The organism is Methylocella silvestris, from assembly GCF_002891535.1.
Classification (GTDB): Bacteria; Pseudomonadota; Alphaproteobacteria; order Rhizobiales; family Beijerinckiaceae; genus Methylocapsa; species Methylocapsa silvestris_A.
This window is the reverse complement of the sequence record NZ_PDZR01000002.1, coordinates 149,095-167,953: the sequence shown is the minus strand read 5'-3', so window position 1 is coordinate 167,953 and position 18,859 is coordinate 149,095. Positions and strand designations below refer to the sequence as shown.

The following is an 18,859-nucleotide window of genomic DNA, read 5'->3' as shown; positions in this document are numbered from 1 at the left end:
TCTCACGCGCGCGCCGCTCACGAAAGGTTTATCTTAAGCTTGACATTTCAGCAGAAAATCGCAGGCGGATCGCTGCCGCTCGAAGGCGAAGCGTCGCAGCCGCCGCAAGCCGCGCCAGCGCAGCAAAAGCCGGCGTCCGCGCCACGTCCGCGCGGCCAACTCGGTCCGCTGGTACGACGGCTCATGCCCTATATCTGGCCCGCGGGGCGGCCCGATCTGCGGCGGCGGATCTATATCTCCATTCTGCTCCTTCTCGCCGCAAAGCTTGTCACCATTGCGGTGCCCTATTCGTTCAAATGGGCGACGGATTCGCTTGTCGATCCGGGCCATCTGCCGTTTTCGGGTTTTCTCGCGGCGCCTCTGATCCTCACCCTCGTCTATGGGCTCTTGCGCATCGCCATGGCGCTGTTCACGCAGGTCCGCGACGCAGTCTTCGCCGACGTCGCGATGCACGCCGTCCGGCGCCTCGCGAGCGATGTCTTCGAGCATCTGCATCTTCTCTCGTTGCGGTTTCATCTGGAGCGCAAGACCGGCGGTCTCACCCGCGTTCTCGAGCGGGGGCGCAATTCGATCGAGACGATCGTGCGCACGTCCATGCTGACGGCCGTTCCGACCCTTGTCGAATTCTGCCTGATTCTCGCGGTGTTCTTCTTCGAGTTCGACTGGCGCTTCGTCGCCGCCGTGCTGATCATGATCGTCGCCTATCTCGCCTTCACGCTGGCGGCGACGAACTGGCGCATCGGCATCCGCCGCGCCATGAACGAAAGCGACACCGACGCCAACACCAAAGCCATCGACAGCCTGCTCAATTTCGAGACGGTGAAATATTTCAACGCGGAGGAGCGCGAGAAGCGGCGCTATGACGTGTCGATGTCGCGCTATGAGCGCATGAGCGTCAAAACCTACACCTCGCTCGCCTTTCTCAACGCGGGGCAGGCGGTGATCTTCACCTGCGGGCTGACCGCGGTGATGATCATGAGCATGAAAGGCGTCATGAGCGGCAAGAATACGATCGGCGATTTCGTCCTCGTCAATGCGATGATGATCCAGCTGTTCCAGCCGCTGAGCTTCCTGGGCATGGTCTATCGCGAGATCCGCCAGTCGCTGATCGATATCGAGATGATGTTCGACATCATGGCGCAAAACCCGGAAGTGAAGGACCGTCCGGGCGCAAAGCCGCTCGCTGTCGAGCGGGGCGCCATCCGCTTCGAAAATGTATCCTTTCACTATGACCCGCGCCGGTCGATTCTCGAGGGGTTGTCGTTCGAGATTCCGGCCGGGCGCACCATCGCCATCGTCGGCGCGTCGGGCGCCGGCAAATCGACCATCGCACGGCTGCTGTTTCGCTTCTATGAACCGGCGAAGGGCCGGATTCTGATTGATGGACAAGACATCAATCTCGTCACGCAGACCTCGTTGCGGGCGGCGATCGGCATCGTCCCGCAAGACACGGTGCTGTTCAACGACAGCATCGCCTACAATATTCGCTACGGCCGCGAGGGCGCGAGCGACGAGGAGGTGCGCGAGGCCGCACGCCACGCCCAGATCGACCGCTTCATCGAAGGCGCGCCGGGCGCCTATGAGGCGCAGGTCGGCGAGCGCGGACTGAAGCTTTCCGGCGGCGAGAAGCAGCGCGTTGCAATTGCCCGCACTATCCTCAAGGGACCGCCCATCCTGGTGCTCGACGAGGCGACGTCGGCGCTCGATTCCTTCACCGAACATGAGATCCAGGACGCGCTCGACCGCGTCGCCAGGGGCCGCACCACGCTCGTCATCGCCCACAGGCTGGCGACCGTCGTCAACGCCGACGAGATCATCGTGCTCGACAAGGGCGCGATCATCGAGCGCGGCTCGCACGACGAGTTGATCGCCCGCGGCGGCGCCTATGCCGCCATGTGGAGCAGGCAATATGAAATCCGCAAAGCGGAAGAGGTGCTGCGCCGCGCCGCGCGCGAGGATGGCGAACGGATCAGCATCAGCATCGAGCCGGGCGAGGCGGCAGACGAAGACGAAAGCGCGCCGCTGCCTGGCGTTGAGAAAGGTCCTGCGGCGGTCTGACGTCGGACCTTCACTCAAGAGACGCATTTAAAGCGCAGGGTTGGCCGCAGGCGCTTTTGGCCGGACTTGGGATTTCCGCCCCTTTATGCGACACCGTCGACGCGGACCCGCAAGGGCCTGAAGATCGCGCAGCAAGAGAGCCCCATGTCGCTCATCGAGTCCATTCGCAAGCAGGTCACGCCGATCCACCCAGAAGGCTATGTATTCATCGCCTCCTTTGGGGTCGCAACGCTGGTGCTCGGATCGTTTTTCAGTCCGCTTGGCTGGATTGGCGCCTTTGCGACCGCCTGGTGCGCCTATTTCTTCCGCGATCCGGTGCGGCAGACCCCACTCGACGAGGGTCTCGTAATCTCGCCTGCCGACGGCGTGATTTCAGCGGTCGGATTTTTCCCGCCGCCGCCCGAGCTTGGCCTTGGCGTCGAGCCGCTGCAGCGCATCTCCGTCTTCATGTCGGTGTTCGATTGCCACGTTAATCGCGCGCCCGTGGCGGGCCGCATCGTCAAGATCGCCTATAAGCCGGGCCTCTTCCTCAACGCCGACCTTGACAAGGCGAGCGAGGACAATGAACGCAACGGCCTCGTGATCGAGACGGCCGCCGGCCGCTTCGGCGTCGTGCAGATCGCCGGCCTCGTCGCGCGCCGCATCGTTTGTTTCGTCCGACAGGGTGAGTCGATCGGGGTTGGCGACCGCATCGGCCTGATCCGTTTCGGTTCGCGCGTCGACGTCTATCTGCCGGGAGCGACACGCGCGCTGGTGACGATCGGCTCAAAAGCCGTCGCCGGCGAAACTGTTTTGGCTGAACTGCGCGCGGGCGCGAACCGCCGGGCGTTTAAGTCGAGTTAGGGTTATGGCGCTTGCGAAAGATCTGCTTCCTGTCGAGCTGAAACTAAAAAATGGCGCCCCGGCGACGCTTCGCCCGGCGCGGCCGGACGACAATGAAGCAATCCGTCAGGCCTTCCGGCATCTCGATGCCGAGACGGTCTACAGGCGCTTTCTCAACTACAAAACCAATGTCACCGAAGCAGAGCTCGAACACATTACCCACGTCGATTTTGTCCGCGACGTCTCGCTTCTGGTCACGACCCGGGTCGGTGATGAGGAGATCGTCATCGGCGGCGCCAGCTATTTTGCGCTCGACGACAACAATCCGCCCCATCGCGCCGAAGTCGCCTTCACCATCGAGGAGGAGTTTCAGGGGCAGGGGCTGGCGCGCGCGCTGATGCGCAAGCTTGTCGCGCTCGCAAGAGCCAATGGCGTCGGCGTCTTCGAGGCGGAGGTTCTCGCCGGCAACCTCGCGATGCTTTCCGTATTCAAGGGCGCCGGCCTTCCGCTAACCGTCAGGCCGGAAGCCGGCGTCACTCATGTGACGATCGATCTGCGCCAACCGCCAGGCTGAGGCGGGCGCCCTTAATTCATTTGCCTCGCGCCGCCTTGCCTCCTATCGTCCGGCGCAAAGCACGCAGTTCACGCGCGTCGGCGGCAAAAATGGCGCTGCGCCAGGCGCATGATGTCGCGACAACATGCGCTGCGCCTTCCTGTTCTGCGCCTTCGCAATCGATCGCGTCACGATTTTGGACCGATCCAAAATCAGCGTGATCCAAAAGCTGGATCGTCCATGGCTGCGCCCCACTTTTCAGATTATCTCGTCGAGCGCCGGCTTTTGCGCCGGCGCCTGTCATTCTGGCGCATCCTTGCCTTCGGCGCCGCCGCGCTCGGCGTTCTGGCGATCGGCCTGCGGCTCGCTGCAACGGATGACGCCGTCGGCTTCGCGCCGCACATCGCAAGGCTGTCAATCACTGGCGTAATCACCGGCGACCGCGACACGCTCAAGCTTATCTCCAGGATCGAGGAGTCGGACGCCGCCGCCGTGCTGGTGTCGATCGATAGTCCGGGCGGCACGACGGCGGGCGCGGAGCGGCTTTACGACCAGCTTCGCCGCCTTTCGGCCAAGAAGCCGACGGTCGCCGTCGTCGGCTCGCTCGCCGCTTCCGGCGGCTATATCGCCGCTCTTGGAGCCGATCAGATTGTCGCTCTGGGCAATTCGCTGGTCGGATCGATCGGCGTCCTCGTCGAATATCCAAATGTGACGAAGCTGCTCGATACGATCGGCGTCCAGGTCGAAGCGGTCAAATCGTCGCCCCTGAAAGCGGCGCCGAATGGATTTGAGCCGACAAGCCCGGCGGCGCGCGCCGCGCTCGCCGCGCTGGTCGACGACAGTTTCGTCTGGTTCAAGGATCTCGTGCGCGAGCGCCGCAACCTGACCGCGCCGCAACTCGCCGCGGTCGACGACGGCAGAGTCTTTACCGGCAGACAGGGGCTTTCCCTGCATCTCGTCGATCGCCTCGGCGGCGAGAGAGAAGCGATCGCCTGGCTCGAGCAGGAAAAAGCTGTGCCAAAGGGGCTGAAAATTCGTGATTGGAAGCAGCAGGGCTCGTTCGGCCGCATCGGTCTGTTCAGTTTTGCTGCACGCGTCGCGAGCATTTTTCACTTCGACGAATTAAGCCGGCTTTTGGAGCGCTCCAGCCAGTTTGTCGAGACGCGGATGCTTGACGGTCTGGTCTCGATTTGGCAAGTTGACGGCGCGAATTGAAAGGCCCTTGCGGCCTGACGGTTGTCGTCGCTGCGAGGGGGGAGCGACGGCGGCGGCTCACGAGCCGCAAGATCGATTTGCGAAGGGCTTCTAATTCGCTCGAGCTGCCCCCTGTTTAATCCATGCGGAAGTCCTTTAGCGGGCGGGGCGAATGATCAAATCCGAGCTGGTACAGCGTATCGCCGACCGTAATCCGCATCTTTACCTTCGCGACGTTGAAAAAATCGTCAACGCCATTCTGGACGAGATCACCAACGCCTTGTCGCGCGGCGACCGAGTCGAATTGCGCGGCTTTGGCGCCTTTTCCGTAAAGCACCGGGACGCCCGCGTCGGACGCAATCCGCGCACGGGCGCGCATGTGTCGGTCGATGAAAAAGTGGTTCCCTTCTTCAAGACCGGCAAGGAAATGCGCGAGAGGCTGAACAATGGCGTAGATGGCTGAGTCCCTCGCTCCGGCGCCCGGCCCGCAGGCCTTGGCGTCCCGGGCGTTTCGGGGTTAAAGGTCGACCTGTCACGCGAAACTTCATTCACAACTTGCGCTTCATGCGCTTGAACCCAGGCCGGCGGATGCGATGGCGCGTTTTTTGAAATGGCTGATCCTGCTTCCCGTCATCTTCGTCGTGCTCGCGCTCGCGCTGGCGAACCGGCACGCCGTGACGCTTTATCTCGATCCGTTTCCCAATGGCGGGGTCAATGGCCCGCAGCTGAGCGCCCCCTTCTATCTGGTGCTTTTCCTGACTCTAATGGTTGGGGTGGTTTTAGGCGGCGTCGCCACCTGGATGGGGCAGGGCGCGCAGCGGCGCGCAGGCCGGCGCGCGCGGGCCGAATTGCGCCGCGTCAACGCCGAACGAGCGCGCCAGACGCTGCATCCGGCGATCGAGCACCGCAAGGGCGTCTAGCATCGCGCCGAAAAGTTCCAGGCTTTTCGGATCAACATGAGCTAAATCGAAGAGCTTAAGACTCGCTTCCGCCCCTGGCGGATTGATCACGGCCCACTCGCAAAGTTGCGCGAATTATCCTGCCCGGATGGCCACCATCCGGCCGGAAGGCGCGTTGATTGAAACACCGGCAGGCGGACGCCGCGACGGCGCAGCGCCAAGGCGCATCATGAGCACATTGATCAAAATTTGCGGCCTCAAGACACCTGAGAGCGTTGACGCCGCCGTCGCGGCCGGCGCGGACATGATCGGCTTCGTCGTGTTCGAAAAGAGCCCACGGCATATTTCTCTGGAGCTGGGCCAGGAGCTTGGCGCGCGCGTCGGGGCGGGCGTCGCCAAGGTGCTTTTGACGGTCGACGCCGACGACGCCCTGCTTGCCGCGGCGATCGCCGCCCTGCGCCCGGTCTATCTGCAATTGCACGGCAAGGAGACGCCCGAGCGGGTCGCCGCCATCCGCGCCAATTTCGGTCTGAAGGTCATCAAGGCGATTGAAATCGAGAGCCGCGCCAGCTTCGATCGGATTCGCGCCTTTGACGAGGTCGCCGATATGCTGCTGTTCGACGCCAAGCCGCCGGCGAACGCCGCGCATCCCGGCGGCAACGGCGCCGTATTCGACTGGAGACTGCTCGCCGGGCAGAAAATCAGCCGGTCCTGGCTGCTCGCTGGCGGCCTTCATTCCGGCAATGTGGCGGAGGCGCTGCGAGCGTCGGGCGCCCATGGTGTCGACGTCTCTTCGGGAGTCGAGAGCGCTCCGGGCGTCAAGGACGCCGAGAAGATCGCCGCCTTCGTCAAGGCCGCGCGCGCTGCGGCGGAAAGCCTTGCCCCAGCGACGAAAGCCGCCGCGCGGGGCAAGGGCGGGCTGCAGGAGAAGCTTGGTTTGGCGCGGCGAAACGGCTAGACAAAGAGCGCGCGCGCCGACATGCGCGGCATTGGAAACAGGCGAGAATTTCGTTTTTTTGAAGGTCCGACGCATGGCGCCAGTCCGCGGCGCTTGGCGCGGCGCGGCTTTCGTCCCGATCACAGGCGGCCAAATGAGCCAGGCTTTTGTTGCGCAAAACCTCAACTCCTATCGCACGGGACCGGACGATCGCGGCCATTTTGGCGTTTTCGGCGGCCGGTTCGTCGCCGAAACCCTGATGCCGCTGATCCTCGACCTCGAACGTCACTATGAGGCGGCAAGGATTGACCCGGCCTTCAAGGCCGAACTCGACAATCTTCTGACCCATTACGTCGGCCGGCCGAGCCCGCTGTATTTTGCCGAGCGCATGACCGAATTTTTCCGGAGCAAGGCGGCGGACTCAGGCGCCCCGGGCGGCGCAAAGATCTATTTCAAGCGCGAGGATCTGAACCACACCGGCGCGCATAAGATCAACAATGTGCTTGGCCAGATTTTGCTGGCGCGGCGCATGGGCAAGACGCGCATCATCGCCGAAACGGGCGCTGGCCAGCATGGCGTCGCGACCGCCACCGCCTGCGCGCGCTTCGGGCTCGATTGCGTCGTCTATATGGGTTCGGTCGACGTCGAGCGGCAAAAGCCCAATGTCTTCCGCATGAAGCTGCTCGGCGCCAAGGTCGTGCCGGTGGAATCCGGCGCGAGGACGCTGAAGGACGCGATGAACGAGGCGTTGCGCGACTGGGTCACCAATGTCGCCGACACCTTTTATTGCATCGGCACGGCGGCGGGGCCGCATCCCTATCCGGCGATGGTGCGCGATTTTCAGTGCATCATCGGCGATGAGACGCGGCGTCAGATGCAGGAGGCCGAAGGCCGTTTGCCGGATTCGCTGTTCGCTTGCATTGGCGGCGGCTCCAACGCCATCGGCCTGTTTCATCCTTTCCTCGATGATCCATCGATTGAGATCTATGGCGTCGAGGCGGCGGGCTTTGGCCTCCATGACAAGCATGCGGCGTCGCTCGCGGGCGGGCGGCCGGGCGTGCTGCATGGCAACCGCACCTATCTTCTCATGAATGCGGACGGCCAGATCGAGGAAGGCCATTCGATCTCGGCCGGGCTCGACTATCCCGGCATCGGCCCCGAACATTCCTGGCTGAAGGAATCCGGCAGAGTGACCTATCTGTCCGCGACCGACGCGGAAGCGCTGGCCGCCTTCGAGCAATGCTCAAAACTCGAAGGCATCATCCCGGCGCTGGAGCCGGCGCATGCGCTAGCCAAGGTCGGCGAGATCGCGCCGCAGAAGCCGCGCGATCATCTGATGGTGGTGAATATTTCCGGCCGCGGCGACAAGGACATTTTTACCGTCGCGGACCATCTCGGCGGCATGTAGTCTTCAAGGTGCGATGGGATCTACCCGCCTGACGCTTTTCGGCGCCCGTAGCAACAACAGCCACGCTTCGCTGCGGCTTGGGCCATCGCTAAATCCGCTTTGATCTGGATCAACTCATCGTATAGTGGCGGCAAGATCGGCGCATAAAAGCTGAATCGGAGCCTTGTCGCGCTACGCGGCGAAACCACGGCTCCGAGAACGGCAAAAGTCCGATCAAGATCAGACGGCCGCGCGACGAGGGCGTATCGCCTCTTTGCACGGCCGGACGGGAGGGAGGAGCGATGCGGCCCGTTTCTGCAGATGACGCCGGCTGCCCTTGCAGGGACGGCATGTTCGCTCCGCGCGCCGATCGGCGGCGTTTTCTTTTCGCCGCCGGCTCTGCGGTCGGCGCGGCTTCCGCGGCTTTGGGCGCGTCAGTAGCGGTTGCGGCGGAAAAAGCGCCTCCCGGCGCGCAATGGTTCGATGTCCCGGACGATCCAACCAAAGTGCAGGGGCGTCCCGTGGCGGCCGATGGGGGCTATGGCGGCCGCTCGCAGTTTGAAACCGCTGTGCGCGTGCGTTTTCCAACGCCAAATGAAAATACCTCCTGGTCGTTGACGCCGCTCGCCGCGCTTGTCGGCGTCATCACGCCCTCGGGGCTGCATTTCGAGCGCCATCACGGCGGCATACCGACGATCGATCCGTCGCGCCACAGTCTTCTCGTGCATGGCATGGTTGGCGCGGCGAAGCGCTTCAGCATGGACGACATCAAGCGCATGCCCTCGGTCACGCGTCGCCATTTCATCGAATGTTCCGGCAATGGCCTGACCGAGTGGAAAAAGCCTACCGCTAAAACCGTTCAGGGCACGCATGGACTGCTCAGCACGTCCGAATGGACCGGGGTGTTGTTTTCCACCTTCGCGCGCGAAGTCGGCCTGAAGGATGGCGCTACCTGGGTGCTTGGCGAAGGATCCGATGCTGCGGTGATGACTCGCAGCATCCCGCTCGAAAAAATGCTGACCGACGGCATGATCGTCTATGGCCAGAATGGCGAGGCGATCCGGCCCGAGCAGGGCTATCCCCTACGGTTGCTTTTGCCCGGCTACGAAGGCAACACCCACATAAAGTGGCTGCGCCGTCTTGAGGTCAGCGACAAGCCTTTCATGACGCGCGAGGAGACCTCGAAATATACCGACCTCATGGAGGACGGCCGCGCGCGCATGTTCACCCTCGATATGGAGGCGAAATCGGTCATCGTCTTCCCCTCGGGCGACATGAAGCTGCCGGGGCCGGGGTTTTATAATATTTCCGGCTTCGCCTGGTCGGGGCGCGGGCGCGTCCAAAGCGTCGACGTCTCGACCGATGGCGGCACGAGCTGGTTTCCGGCGCGGCTCGACACGCCGGCCGAGCCGATGTGCGCCGTCCGCTTCTCCTTTCCATGGAGTTGGGGCGGGGAGGGCGCGATCTTGCAGAGCCGCTGCATGGACGAGACCGGCTACATCCAGCCGACGCGCCAACAATTGCTTGCGATCCGGGGCGACCACGGGCCTTTCGCTTCGGTCTATCATTTGAACGCCATTCAAAGCTGGGCGGTGGCCGAGGACGGGAGCGTCGCCAATGTTCACGCCTAACGCCGCGCGTCTCGCGCTCATCCTCATTGCCTCCCTGGCGGGCGCCGCCACGGGTTCCGCGCAGACCGCTGGCGATACGCGGCTCAATCTGGGCGCGCCGCTTCCGGCCGATCAGCTCGCTGGCTATTTCGCGATTCCGCCAGATGGCCGCGGTCTTCCTCAAGGATCGGGAGACGCCAAGGCGGGGCGTGTCGTATTCGCGGAGAAATGCGCCGTCTGCCATGGCGACAAGCTCGAAGGCAATCCGCAGCCGGGCTTTGGCGGCGACAAGCTCGTCGGAGGACGCGGCTCGCTCGCCACCGACAAGCCTGTCAAGACGACGGAGAGCTATTGGCCTTATGCGACGACGCTGTTCGACTACATCAAACGCGCCATGCCGTTCAATGCGCCGGGCTCCTTGACGAATGACGAAGTCTACGCCGTTGTCGCTTTCATTCTGGCCGAAGGCCATATCATCGGCCCAGACGACAAGATCAATGCGGCGGAGTTGCCAAAGGTGAAGATGCCCAATCGGGACGGCTTCATTCCAGACCCCCGGCCGGAACTGAGCCTTTATAAATAGAGCGTCGAATATTGGCGCGCAGGGCCGGCGGCGGCTATTGTTGCTTGTAGGCGATCCTGTAGACGACGCCATTCTCATCGTCCGTCACCAACAGCGACCCGTCCGGCAATTCCGCGACATCGACCGGCCGGCCCCAGTAGGAGCCGTCCTTGTTGAGCCAGCCTTCGGCAAAGACTCGTGCTTTGCCAGCAGTCCCGTCCGGTTTGACCGGCGTAAACATGATCCGCGCTCCGATCGGCGTCGTGCGGTTCCATGAGCCGTGCTGCGCCGAGAAAATGCCGCCTTTGTAGTCGGATGGAAACTGCGCCCCGCGATAAAAAGTCATGCCGAGGTCGGCGGCGTGCGCATCCATTTCGACCTGCGGAAAGACCAAACGCGCGGGGGGTGTTTCATCCTTGTATTCGTTGGTCCGCACATGGCCGCCGCCATACCAGGGAAAGCCGAAATTCTGGCCTTTCGCTGTTGCGCGATTCAATTCGCCGGGCGGCCGATCGTCGCCCATTTGATCGACCTGATTGTCGGTGAACCACAGCGTCTTGTCGGCCGGGTTGAAATCGAGGCCAACCGAATTGCGGATTCCATTTGCAAAGATCTCGCGCTGCGATCCGTCCCGATTCATGCGGATGATGGCGCCGATGCCGAGCTTGATGAAGGCGGCCTGCTTGTCTTTCGGCGGGACATTGTAAGGCTGGCCGAGCGAGACATAGAGCTTGTCGTCCGCGCCGACGCGGCAGACCCGCGTCGAGTGGTTCGTCGATTCAAATTGAGGGGGGATCAGTTTGCCCTGAGCGACGACGGTCTGCGCGGGCAGGAACGGGTCGTGATAACCCCATTCTGCATTGGCGTAGGACCGAATACGGTTTTGCTCCACGACAAACAACGCGCCGTCCGGCGCAAAACAGAGGCCGTGCGGCATCTTCATGTTTGCCGAGGTGACGAATTCGGACACTTCGTCGGTAAACGTTTCCTCATTGCGGTAGGGCGCCGCAAAGACTTTTTCGCCCTTCGTGCCGACGAAAATGGCTTTGCCCTGCGGCCCGACGGCGATCGTGCGCGCGCCGGGCGCGATCGTAAAAACACTGATCTCGAAGCCAGGCGGCAGCTTGATTTTGGCGAGATTCGGCTTGAGACGCTCAGCGGCGGCGTGGCGGGCGTCCATCCCGGGGTCGAGCGGCGCCGTCGCCGCCGCCGCTGGAGCGACGGTCTCTTGCGCCGCCCCTTCTTCTGCCCGCGCAGGAACAAGGACCAATCCGAATAGCGCCAGCGCGCCGAGCACAGACGCGCCGCCCGCTTTGCGGCTGGCGTTCTCCCTTGAGACCATCCGACGGCTCTCGATTTAATCTGTTGGCAGGAGGTCTTTCAGCTGTGGTTTGGCGGCCAGCGCCGCAAAGAGCGCGTCGTCGTCAGTTTCCCCGACATTCGCCGTCGTCAACAACTGCTCGCCATAAAAGATCGAATTCGCGCCGGCCACCATGCACAGCACCTGCGCCTCGCGGTTAAGCACCGACCGGCCGGCCGAAAGCCGCACGCGCGAGGCCGGCAGCACGATGCGCGCGACCGCAATCATGCGCACGAAGTCGAGCGGATCAATCCGCTCGCGCTCGCCAAGAGGCGTGCCCTCGACCGGCACCAGCGCATTGATCGGCACGCTTTCGGGATGCGGATTGAAGCTTGCGAGAGTCTGCAGCATGGCGGCGCGGTCAGTGACGCTCTCGCCCATGCCGACGATGCCGCCGCAGCACATTTCGATGCCGGCGCCGCGCACCGCTTTCAGCGTATCCAGCCGGTCGTCATAAGTCCGGGTCGTGACGATCTTGTCGTAATAGTCCGGCCCGGTGTCGAGGTTGTGATTATAGGCCGTGAGCCCTGCTTCCTTCAGCCGCCCCGCTTGCGCGGCATTGAGCATGCCGAGCGTGACGCAGGCTTCGAGCCCGAGTTCGCGCACGCCGCGCACCATGTCGATCACGGAGTCGAATTCACGCCCGTCGCGCACGCTGCGCCAGGCCGCGCCCATGCAGAAACGGTCGGCGCCCGCCGCCTTCGCCTTCGCGGCCATCTGAAGAACCTCATCCGTCTTCATCATATGGATGCGGTCGAGATGCACTTCCTTGTGATGCGCCGATTGCGGGCAATAGCCGCAATTTTCCGGGCAGCCGCCGGTCTTGATGCTGAGCAGGCTCGCCTTCTGCACATCGTTGACGTCGTGAAATTCGCGATGGATCGCGTTCGCCCGCGCGATCAGCTCCAGCAGCGGCGATTGATAGATCGCGACGATTTCGTCGATGGTCCAGTCATGCCGGGTGAAGGGGTCGGCGGCTTGATGCGTCATGCGTTCGCTTTCCGGAGTGCGTCTTCGGCTGTGCGCCGGCCCGCCGCCGCGACAGGAAGCGACGAGTTCAGCGGCCGAGGCTATAGGAATGAACGTGCAGCTTCAACCCGAGCGAGGCTGAGCGGGACGCCGCTTTTACGGGCGCGCAGTCTTGCGAAACGCCGGCGCATGAGCATCTTTAGGGCGACCGGCGCGCCGCCTATCGGGACCGCCGAGCTGTGAAAGGACGTCCATGCGCCTGCTGATTGCGGTGTTTCTGCCCTGGCTTTTGTTTTTCACCATCGGCCGTCCGCTTGCCGGCGTGATTTGCCTGATTTTGCAAATCACTCTCATCGGATGGATTCCGGCGGCGCTCTGGGCGGTCTATGCGTTGAGCCAGTTCAGGACGGATGAGAAAATCGGCCGCGCGCTCGGCCAGCGCCGCTAAGTCCTCTTCAGATCGCGCCAGACCTGATCCGCAAAGACTCAAGCGCAGCGCCGCTGATATCCAGGAAAATCGAAGGGACACACGTGCTCGACGCCGCTGTCGCCGCCGCCGGTCAGATTTTTACGCCGCCGTTTCGCGGCGTTCTCTGGAAAACGCTTGGCCTCACCCTCGCGCTGCTGGCGCTGGTCTGGATCGGCCTCGAAAAGCTGATCCTCGCCGGCCTCGCGCTGCCGTCGATGGCGACCTATCCGTGGGTGGCGGCGGTGCTGTCCTTTGTCGGCGGCGTCGGGCTTTTCATTGGCCTCGTTTTTCTGGTGACGCCGGTTTCTTTCCTCGTCGCCGGCTTTTTCTTCGACGAACTTGCCGAACATGTCGAAGCTGGGCTCGATCCGAAAGATATCGGCCGCGCCATGCCGATCGGCCTTGCGACGCGCGTCGCTCTGGAATTCGCAGCGGTCGCGCTCGCCGTCAATTTGGTCGCGCTGCTGCTGCTTTTCGCTCCCGGCGTCAATCTCGTCGCGTTTTTCGGGGCCAACGCCTATCTGCTCGGCCGTGGCTATTTCGAACTCGCCGCGCTGCGCTATCTGCCACCGCCGGAGGTCGCGCGCCTGCGCCGGGCGAATGCGTTGCAATTGTTCGGCGCGGGCCTCGTCATGGCGGCCATGCTCGCGGTTCCGGTGCTCAATCTGCTGACCCCGCTCTTTGGCGCCGCCTTCATGGCGCGGATCGCCGCGGCGATCCGCCGAACGGGACCCGTGGCGCCGCCAGCAGAGGCTTAGATCAGGCCATGCGGCGGTCGGCGTATTGTCCCGTCGCGCGATAGCGGGTCAGATAGGTCGGCGTGAAGGCTTCGAAGGATTCCGGCGCAAGACCCAGCCCTTGCAGAGTCCGTCCCTCGGCGATCGCCGCTTTCGAGACGACATTGTCGTGTTTCAAAAGCTCGACCTGATCCTGCGTGATCTCCAACATCTTGGGCAGCAGGCCGAGCGACAGTTTTGAAAGAACTTCCGTCACGCCGCCGACGCTCTTTGCCTGATCGAAGGACAGCGTCACGAGCCGGCGCTTGCGTTCGGTGATTTTCAGGACGAACTCCATGATCCGGCGCATGGTCGCGACTTCCGGCCCGCCGAGCTCATAGATCGCGCCGGGCTTTGCCTTGCCGTCGAGGGCGAGCGCGGCGGCGCGTGCGACGTCGCCAACGAACACCGGCTGCAGCTTGGTTTCGCCGCCGCCGATGAGCGGCAGAACGGGCATGAAGCGGCCCATGGCGGCGAAGCGATTGAAAAACTCATCCTCGGGGCCGAAGACGACCGAAGGGCGCAAAATGACCGCGCCGGGGAAGGCGGCGGCGACGAGCGCCTCGCCCTTTGCCTTGGTCTTGGCATAGGCGGAGGCGCTGGCCTCGTCTGCGCCGATCGCCGAGATTTGCACGAAGGATTTCACGCCCGCAGCTTTCGCCGCCTTGGCGATGGCCTCGGCGCCGGAGGCATGGATCGCGTCAAACGTCTGCTCGCCCGAGGGGCTCAAAATGCCGACGCAATTGACGGCGGCGTCCGCGCCGCGCAGGGCGCGCTCGATCGAGTCGGGATAGCGCAGATTGGCCTGCACGGCGTGGATCTGGCCGACTTTGCCGAGCGGCTGCAAGTGGAACGCGAGGTCGGGTCGACGCGAGGCCACCCGCACGCGCCAGCCGTCCTTGGCCAGCGCGCGAACCACGTGCCTGCCAATGAAGCCCGAGCCGCCGAATACGACCGCAAGCCGTTTCGTCCTGATCAGCTGATCCGCCATGGTTTTCGCCCTCGCCGCGGGAGCTTGTCGCGCTCCCGCGTCGTTTTAAGCGCCAAGCCCGCGCCTGTACAGCCTTGAGAGGCGCCTTCAACAGCGGTTTGATCCGTTCGCGGACGAGCGCCAAACCCATGCAGCTTTTTGCCGGCCGCGCGTCACCGCCGATTGACAAGACGGAACCGGCCTGCGTATCAGAGCGGCAAGTGCCCTGGTGGCGGAATTGGTAGACGCGCTGGTTTCAGGTACCAGTGGTGAAAGCCGTGGAGGTTCGAGTCCTCTCCAGGGCACCATTCAATTTTATGGTGTTTGTTTTTATTGATTTATTTGTTTTGTCGCGCACCTGTTTTGATGGCGCCGGAATCGGCCTCGCCCGCGCGGCAGGGATCGCTGCCGGCCATAAGCAGCTGGGTCTGGGATGAGCGGCGGCGCCTTGGTCGCCAGTCGTATCGGGGCTTGATGACGAGCTGATGTTGCAGGCCAGCGCTCGCCGCCGATCCTTTGCTTTCCATCCGGCTCGCTCCTGACCATCAAAGAACATTGCCAAATTTCTCGCGCAGATGCACTCTTCGGTCAGAGCGCCGCCACAGAAACGGCGCCGGGAGAAATGCTGTTGTCGAGGGCGCCATGAGCGAGAGAATTCCCGTTGACGCGACGCATAGGGGGCAGGACGCCAGAGAGGCAGATCTCGTCGTCCGATCGATCTCCACCGATGACGTCTTTGACGCGCTGAAACAGGGATGGCGCGATTTCAAGAACGCGCCGGTCTACGGCCTCGTCTTCGGCGCAATTTTCGCTCTTGGCGGAATCGCGATCGCAGCGTGGGCTTATGAACGTGGCCTCAGCTATCTGATGTATCCCGCCATCATCGGCTTTGCGATGATCGGGCCCTTCGCCGCCGTCGGCCTTTATGAAGTTAGCCGGCTGCAGGAAAGGGGCCAGCGCCCTTCCTGGGGCGCGATCGCCCGCACGCTGGTCGCGCAGGGCGGCGCGGAGCTCGCCTGGATGGCGTTCGTGACGCTGTTTATCTTCATGGCGTGGATCTATGCGGCGCAAATGCTGGTCGCCATCTTCTTCGGCCTGCGCGCCTTCTCGACGCTGTCGGGATTTCTCGCTCTGATGGCGACCACGCCCGAAGGCTGGCTTTTCCTCATCGTCGGCAATTTGCTCGGCGCGGCGACACTGTTTGCGGTGTTTTCGCTGACAGTCGTCTCCGTTCCGCTGCTGCTCGACCGCGAGGTGGATTTTGTCACCGCGATGATCACCAGCCTACGCGCGGTGGCCGCAAGCCCGGGACCCATGCTGATCTGGGCGGCAATCGTTTTTGCGACGCTGCTCATCGCCGCTCTGCCAGCGTTCCTCGGTCTGCTGGTCGCCGTGCCGGTGCTGAGCTTTGCGACCTGGCGGCTTTATCGCATGATCGTCACTTTCTGAACGCGGGCCGAAGCTGACGACGAAGATCAGGCTCGCTCGAGCGGCTAGCCGCTAAACAAAAAGAGCGCCTCGAAAGGCGCTCTCGGGCATCGTTTTCCCATGCGATCTAATCAATAACCTGCACGATGCGGCGCGTCTGCGGATCGACGATCACAGCATGGTCGTTCACAACGGTGTAGCGATAACGCGCATCGACGCCATATTCCTTGGGGACCGGATAGTAGGTCACTCCGGTCAAGGGCAGTCTTTCGCCCGCCTGAAGCCGGCGGTCGAAGCGGAAGCTGGAGCGATGCTCGCGAAGCGCGTAGTCGCGAAATTGCGGCGCCTGGTCGAGGCCGAGGACGCCTGTCGCCGCTCCGGTCGCGCCGCCGACTACGCCGCCAACAACGCCGCCGATCGGGCCTCCTCTGGCGTCGCCCTGCGCTGCGCCGCCTTGCGCGCCGCCGACAAGCCCTTGCGCCTGCAAGGCGGCGGGGGCTGCGATCAATGCCGCCACGACGGCGATGCCAAATCTTTTCTGCATCTTGATCTCCCGCCTGCTTTGGATTCGCGCTTCTAACGCGACCGCGCGGCGGCGGGTTCCGACAAAAGGGCGCGCCGAATGGCGTCGCGCTTGCCTCGAACGCCGCGGAATGCTAGGCGCCGCGGATGCAAAAACTTCGCGCCATGCCCACATGCCGTCCGTCAAAAAGCTGCCGGCGATGACGATCCGGCTGCACAGGGGCGATCTCCCCGACGACGCGGCGTTTTCCGGCGCCGTCGCAATCGACACCGAGACGATGGGACTCGCGCCCGTGCGCGACCGGCTCTGCGTCGTTCAATTGTCGCGCGGCGACGGTTCCGCCGATCTTGTCCAGATCGCGCCGGGTCAGATCGCCGCGCCTAATCTGACGCGCCTGCTCGCGGACAAGGAGGTCGAAAAACTGTTCCATTTCGCGAGGTTCGACATCGCCGTCCTCTACAAGACCTTCGGCGTGATGACCGGCCCGATTTATTGCACCAAGATCGCCTCGAAACTGGCGCGCACCTATACGGACCGGCACGGCCTCAAGGATCTGGCGCGGGAGCTTCTCGGCGTCGAACTGTCGAAACAGCAGCAATCTTCGGATTGGGGCAGCGACACTTTGTCCGATGCGCAGCTCGCCTATGCGGCGTCGGATGTTCTGCATCTGCACGCCCTGCGGGCGAAGCTCGACGCCATGCTCGAGCGGGAAGGACGCAAGGCGCTGGCCGAGGCGTCATTCGCCTTCTTGCCGACGCGGGCGAAGCTCGATCTGATGGGCTGGGGCGATTCTGATATTTTTTCTCACCAGTGAGCGCAAAATTTACCTCGCCTTGACTTCGCCTTGCTTGCTTGCTGTCTGAGGGGAGTCCTTTCTGCGCGCCGCGCCCCGCGGATCACTGGAACGAAGCATTTCGAATGACGGATGTCTCAGGCGATACGAACTGGCCGGCGCAGAACGCGGGAGAGCTGATGCGCGAACGGCCAAGGCAGCGCCTTGGCGATGTCCTCGAGGTCGCGCAATCGCCTTGGAGCGGCGCCGTCAAGGCGGCGGGACGCCATTCAGCGCGCGTGCGTTTCCTGCGCTGGTCCATTGCCATTTTCTGCATCCTCGCCGCAGCCGCGGTGGCGACCATCGGCCTGTTCGATCCCTTTCGCAGGCTTCCCGGCAACATTACGATCGGGCAGGTTCACGTCGACGGCACGCGTATCACCGTTGAAACGCCGAAGATCAGCGGCTTCCAACGGGACGGACGCCCGTATGAGATCACGGCGCGCACGGGTTTGCAGGATACGACCAACCCAAATCTCGTCGAACTGACCGGCGTCGATGCCAGAATCGGCATGCGCGACGCCTCGACCCTGAAGCTGACTGCCGAACACGGCTCCTACGACAATCAGCACGACAGTCTTTTGCTTGACGGATGGGCGCAGATCCGCAACGAGGTCGGATATGCTATTTTTATGAAAACCGCCGAGATGGATTTCAAGACGGGCGGACTGCTTTCCCGTGAGCCGGTCAAGGTGGTGCTCAAGGGCGGGCATGTCGCCGCGGACACAATGAACATCGGCAATGACGGCATTATTTCCTTCGAAGGCGACGTCAAATCGACGATCGACTCCGGCTCAGACGCCAAGGAGCTTCCTTTGACTCCTCCGGTGACGGAGTAGGGCAATTGACGCAACGCCTGATCCGTTGGACCCGCCCGGGCGTCGCGCTTGCGGCTGTGGGATTGGTCGCTCTGGCGCTGAGCGTCGGCGCGCGCGCGGCGGAGCAGCAAGGCGGCGCGGTTCTGCCAGGCGGCGATTCGAAGGAGCCAATCCATATCGAAGCGGCAAAGCTCGATTATTTCGATAAGGAGCAGAAGCTTATCTACACCGGCAATGTCGTGGCGACGCAGGGGGGGAGCACGCTCAAATCGAGCGTCCTCGTCTTGTATCTAACGCCGAAGACCGACCCCGATCAGGCCGGAGTGCCATCTTCGTCCAGCCAGTTGCGCCGCATGGAGGCGACCGGACCCGTCACGATGATCACCAAGGATCAGGTCAGCACCGGCGATCGCGGCGTCTATGAGAAGGGCGAGAACAAGCTCTATCTTTACGATAACGTGACTGTGACCCAGGGGACCAATGTCACCAAGGGCGACAAAATGACCTATGATCTCACGACGAAAAAGGCGATCGTGAGCGGACGTGTGAAAAGCATGTTCCTGCCGGAAACCACGGCGCAGAAAGACAATTCCGCGAAAAGCGCTGCGCCGAAAGAGGACGCGGCCAAGCCCAAGAAGCCCAAATCGTAAATCGGTTCGGCGAACTCGCTCCGGCGGGGCGGCGATGGGAAG

The 18,859-nt window shown here is 63.0% G+C and carries 21 protein-coding genes and 1 tRNA gene; 18 read left to right on the top strand and 4 right to left on the bottom strand.

The features are described 5' to 3' along the window. Positions 1 to 39: 39 nt before the first annotated feature. The 10 genes from CR492_RS04180 to CR492_RS04130 all read left to right on the top strand — a co-directional run bounded on the left by CR492_RS04180 (position 40) and on the right by CR492_RS04130 (position 10,043). Positions 40 to 2,058 (top strand): ABCB family ABC transporter ATP-binding protein/permease, encoded by a 2,019-nt coding sequence (locus CR492_RS04180; protein WP_180982414.1) that lies wholly within the window; start codon positions 40 to 42, stop codon positions 2,056 to 2,058. 123 nt (positions 2,059 to 2,181) lie between these two features. Next, positions 2,182 to 2,901 carry a phosphatidylserine decarboxylase gene (locus CR492_RS04175; RefSeq protein WP_280951516.1) on the top strand — a complete coding sequence of 240 codons (720 nt, stop codon included), beginning with the start codon at positions 2,182 to 2,184 and terminating at the stop codon, positions 2,899 to 2,901. A 4-nt stretch (positions 2,902 to 2,905) separates the two neighbouring features. Beyond that, positions 2,906 to 3,454 (top strand): GNAT family N-acetyltransferase, encoded by a 549-nt coding sequence (locus CR492_RS04170; RefSeq protein ID WP_102842475.1) that lies wholly within the window; start codon positions 2,906 to 2,908, stop codon positions 3,452 to 3,454. 219 nt (positions 3,455 to 3,673) lie between these two features. After that, a complete protein-coding gene (sppA, locus tag CR492_RS04160; RefSeq protein WP_102842473.1) occupies positions 3,674 to 4,648 on the top strand; it encodes a signal peptide peptidase SppA in 975 nt (324 codons plus the stop codon). Between the two features lie 151 nt (positions 4,649 to 4,799). Further along, positions 4,800 to 5,090: an integration host factor subunit beta gene (locus CR492_RS04155; protein WP_102842472.1), complete on the top strand. Its 291-nt coding sequence runs from the start codon at positions 4,800 to 4,802 to the stop codon at positions 5,088 to 5,090. A gap of 130 nt (positions 5,091 to 5,220) precedes the next feature. After that, positions 5,221 to 5,547, top strand: coding sequence for a lipopolysaccharide assembly protein LapA domain-containing protein (locus CR492_RS04150; RefSeq protein ID WP_102842471.1), 327 nt, complete (start codon positions 5,221 to 5,223; stop codon positions 5,545 to 5,547). 208 nt (positions 5,548 to 5,755) lie between these two features. Continuing rightward, positions 5,756 to 6,484 (top strand): phosphoribosylanthranilate isomerase, encoded by a 729-nt coding sequence (locus CR492_RS04145; protein WP_102842563.1) that lies wholly within the window; start codon positions 5,756 to 5,758, stop codon positions 6,482 to 6,484. Positions 6,485 to 6,617: 133 nt separating this feature from the next. Then, positions 6,618 to 7,871 carry a tryptophan synthase subunit beta gene (gene trpB / locus CR492_RS04140; protein WP_102842562.1) on the top strand — a complete coding sequence of 418 codons (1,254 nt, stop codon included), beginning with the start codon at positions 6,618 to 6,620 and terminating at the stop codon, positions 7,869 to 7,871. A gap of 329 nt (positions 7,872 to 8,200) precedes the next feature. Beyond that, a complete protein-coding gene (gene soxC, locus CR492_RS04135; protein WP_102842470.1) occupies positions 8,201 to 9,481 on the top strand; it encodes a sulfite dehydrogenase in 1,281 nt (426 codons plus the stop codon). Then, positions 9,468 to 10,043 carry a c-type cytochrome gene (locus tag CR492_RS04130; protein ID WP_102842469.1) on the top strand — a complete coding sequence of 192 codons (576 nt, stop codon included), beginning with the start codon at positions 9,468 to 9,470 and terminating at the stop codon, positions 10,041 to 10,043. The genes soxC and CR492_RS04130 overlap by 14 nt, the downstream gene beginning before the upstream one ends. Before the next feature lie 34 nt (positions 10,044 to 10,077). Here CR492_RS04130 and CR492_RS04125 read toward each other — a convergent pair whose 3' ends face one another. Both CR492_RS04125 and bioB read right to left on the bottom strand, forming a co-directional pair. Continuing rightward, complete coding sequence (locus tag CR492_RS04125; protein ID WP_210200233.1) at positions 10,078 to 11,364, bottom strand: PQQ-dependent sugar dehydrogenase; 1,287 nt, start codon at positions 11,362 to 11,364, stop codon at positions 10,078 to 10,080. A 15-nt stretch (positions 11,365 to 11,379) separates the two neighbouring features. Then, entirely contained in the window at positions 11,380 to 12,372 is a 993-nt protein-coding gene (gene bioB / locus CR492_RS04120; RefSeq protein WP_102842468.1) for a biotin synthase BioB, read from the bottom strand. Between the two features lie 232 nt (positions 12,373 to 12,604). Here bioB and CR492_RS04115 point away from each other — a divergent pair, with 232 nt between their 5' ends. Together CR492_RS04115 and CR492_RS04110 are read left to right on the top strand one after the other, a co-directional pair. Beyond that, positions 12,605 to 12,799: a YqaE/Pmp3 family membrane protein gene (locus tag CR492_RS04115; RefSeq protein WP_102842467.1), complete on the top strand. Its 195-nt coding sequence runs from the start codon at positions 12,605 to 12,607 to the stop codon at positions 12,797 to 12,799. Positions 12,800 to 12,882: 83 nt separating this feature from the next. After that, a complete protein-coding gene (locus tag CR492_RS04110) occupies positions 12,883 to 13,578 on the top strand; it encodes a sulfate transporter family protein (protein WP_245411957.1) in 696 nt (231 codons plus the stop codon). Between the two features lies 1 nt (position 13,579). Here CR492_RS04110 and CR492_RS04105 read toward each other — a convergent pair whose 3' ends face one another. Continuing rightward, positions 13,580 to 14,587, bottom strand: a complete 1,008-nt coding sequence (locus tag CR492_RS04105) for a complex I NDUFA9 subunit family protein (RefSeq protein WP_102842465.1) — start codon at positions 14,585 to 14,587, stop codon at positions 13,580 to 13,582. Between the two features lie 202 nt (positions 14,588 to 14,789). Here CR492_RS04105 and CR492_RS04100 point away from each other — a divergent pair. The 3 genes from CR492_RS04100 to CR492_RS04090 all read left to right on the top strand — a co-directional run bounded on the left by CR492_RS04100 (position 14,790) and on the right by CR492_RS04090 (position 16,015). Next, positions 14,790 to 14,874, top strand: a tRNA-Leu gene (locus tag CR492_RS04100). Further along, complete coding sequence (locus CR492_RS20680) at positions 14,836 to 15,003, top strand: hypothetical protein (RefSeq protein ID WP_180982413.1); 168 nt, start codon at positions 14,836 to 14,838, stop codon at positions 15,001 to 15,003. The genes CR492_RS04100 and CR492_RS20680 overlap by 39 nt, the downstream gene beginning before the upstream one ends. 205 nt (positions 15,004 to 15,208) lie before the next feature. After that, on the top strand, positions 15,209 to 16,015 hold the full coding sequence (locus CR492_RS04090) for a DUF2189 domain-containing protein (RefSeq protein ID WP_102842463.1): 807 nt from the start codon (positions 15,209 to 15,211) through the stop codon (positions 16,013 to 16,015). Positions 16,016 to 16,121: 106 nt separating this feature from the next. On the opposite strand, the gene CR492_RS04085 is transcribed toward CR492_RS04090, so the two are convergent. Continuing rightward, a complete protein-coding gene (locus CR492_RS04085) occupies positions 16,122 to 16,538 on the bottom strand; it encodes a DUF1236 domain-containing protein (RefSeq protein WP_102842462.1) in 417 nt (138 codons plus the stop codon). Positions 16,539 to 16,716: 178 nt separating this feature from the next. Here CR492_RS04085 and CR492_RS04080 point away from each other — a divergent pair, with 178 nt between their 5' ends. The 3 genes from CR492_RS04080 (at position 16,717) to CR492_RS04070 (ending at position 18,817) form a co-directional block, all read left to right on the top strand. After that, positions 16,717 to 17,331, top strand: coding sequence for a ribonuclease D (locus tag CR492_RS04080; RefSeq protein ID WP_102842560.1), 615 nt, complete (start codon positions 16,717 to 16,719; stop codon positions 17,329 to 17,331). Positions 17,332 to 17,435: 104 nt separating this feature from the next. After that, positions 17,436 to 18,188, top strand: coding sequence for an LPS export ABC transporter periplasmic protein LptC (gene lptC / locus CR492_RS04075; protein WP_102842461.1), 753 nt, complete (start codon positions 17,436 to 17,438; stop codon positions 18,186 to 18,188). 5 nt (positions 18,189 to 18,193) lie between these two features. Next, complete coding sequence (locus CR492_RS04070) at positions 18,194 to 18,817, top strand: LptA/OstA family protein (RefSeq protein WP_102842460.1); 624 nt, start codon at positions 18,194 to 18,196, stop codon at positions 18,815 to 18,817. Positions 18,818 to 18,859 lie beyond the last annotated feature (42 nt).

Coding starts and splice junctions, on each gene's coding strand:
- CR492_RS04170 (WP_102842475.1), top strand. CDS start 2,906: ATGGCGCTTGCGAAAGATCTGCTTCCTGTCGAGCTGAAACTAAAAAAT.
- sppA (WP_102842473.1), top strand. CDS start 3,674: ATGGCTGCGCCCCACTTTTCAGATTATCTCGTCGAGCGCCGGCTTTTG.
- CR492_RS04155 (WP_102842472.1), top strand. CDS start 4,800: ATGATCAAATCCGAGCTGGTACAGCGTATCGCCGACCGTAATCCGCAT.
- CR492_RS04150 (WP_102842471.1), top strand. CDS start 5,221: ATGGCGCGTTTTTTGAAATGGCTGATCCTGCTTCCCGTCATCTTCGTC.
- CR492_RS04145 (WP_102842563.1), top strand. CDS start 5,756: ATGAGCACATTGATCAAAATTTGCGGCCTCAAGACACCTGAGAGCGTT.
- trpB (WP_102842562.1), top strand. CDS start 6,618: ATGAGCCAGGCTTTTGTTGCGCAAAACCTCAACTCCTATCGCACGGGA.
- soxC (WP_102842470.1), top strand. CDS start 8,201: ATGTTCGCTCCGCGCGCCGATCGGCGGCGTTTTCTTTTCGCCGCCGGC.
- CR492_RS04130 (WP_102842469.1), top strand. CDS start 9,468: ATGTTCACGCCTAACGCCGCGCGTCTCGCGCTCATCCTCATTGCCTCC.
- CR492_RS04125 (WP_210200233.1), bottom strand. CDS start 11,364: ATGGTCTCAAGGGAGAACGCCAGCCGCAAAGCGGGCGGCGCGTCTGTG.
- bioB (WP_102842468.1), bottom strand. CDS start 12,372: ATGACGCATCAAGCCGCCGACCCCTTCACCCGGCATGACTGGACCATC.
- CR492_RS04115 (WP_102842467.1), top strand. CDS start 12,605: ATGCGCCTGCTGATTGCGGTGTTTCTGCCCTGGCTTTTGTTTTTCACC.
- CR492_RS04105 (WP_102842465.1), bottom strand. CDS start 14,587: ATGGCGGATCAGCTGATCAGGACGAAACGGCTTGCGGTCGTATTCGGC.
- CR492_RS04090 (WP_102842463.1), top strand. CDS start 15,209: ATGAGCGAGAGAATTCCCGTTGACGCGACGCATAGGGGGCAGGACGCC.
- CR492_RS04085 (WP_102842462.1), bottom strand. CDS start 16,538: ATGCAGAAAAGATTTGGCATCGCCGTCGTGGCGGCATTGATCGCAGCC.
- CR492_RS04080 (WP_102842560.1), top strand. CDS start 16,717: ATGACGATCCGGCTGCACAGGGGCGATCTCCCCGACGACGCGGCGTTT.
- lptC (WP_102842461.1), top strand. CDS start 17,436: ATGACGGATGTCTCAGGCGATACGAACTGGCCGGCGCAGAACGCGGGA.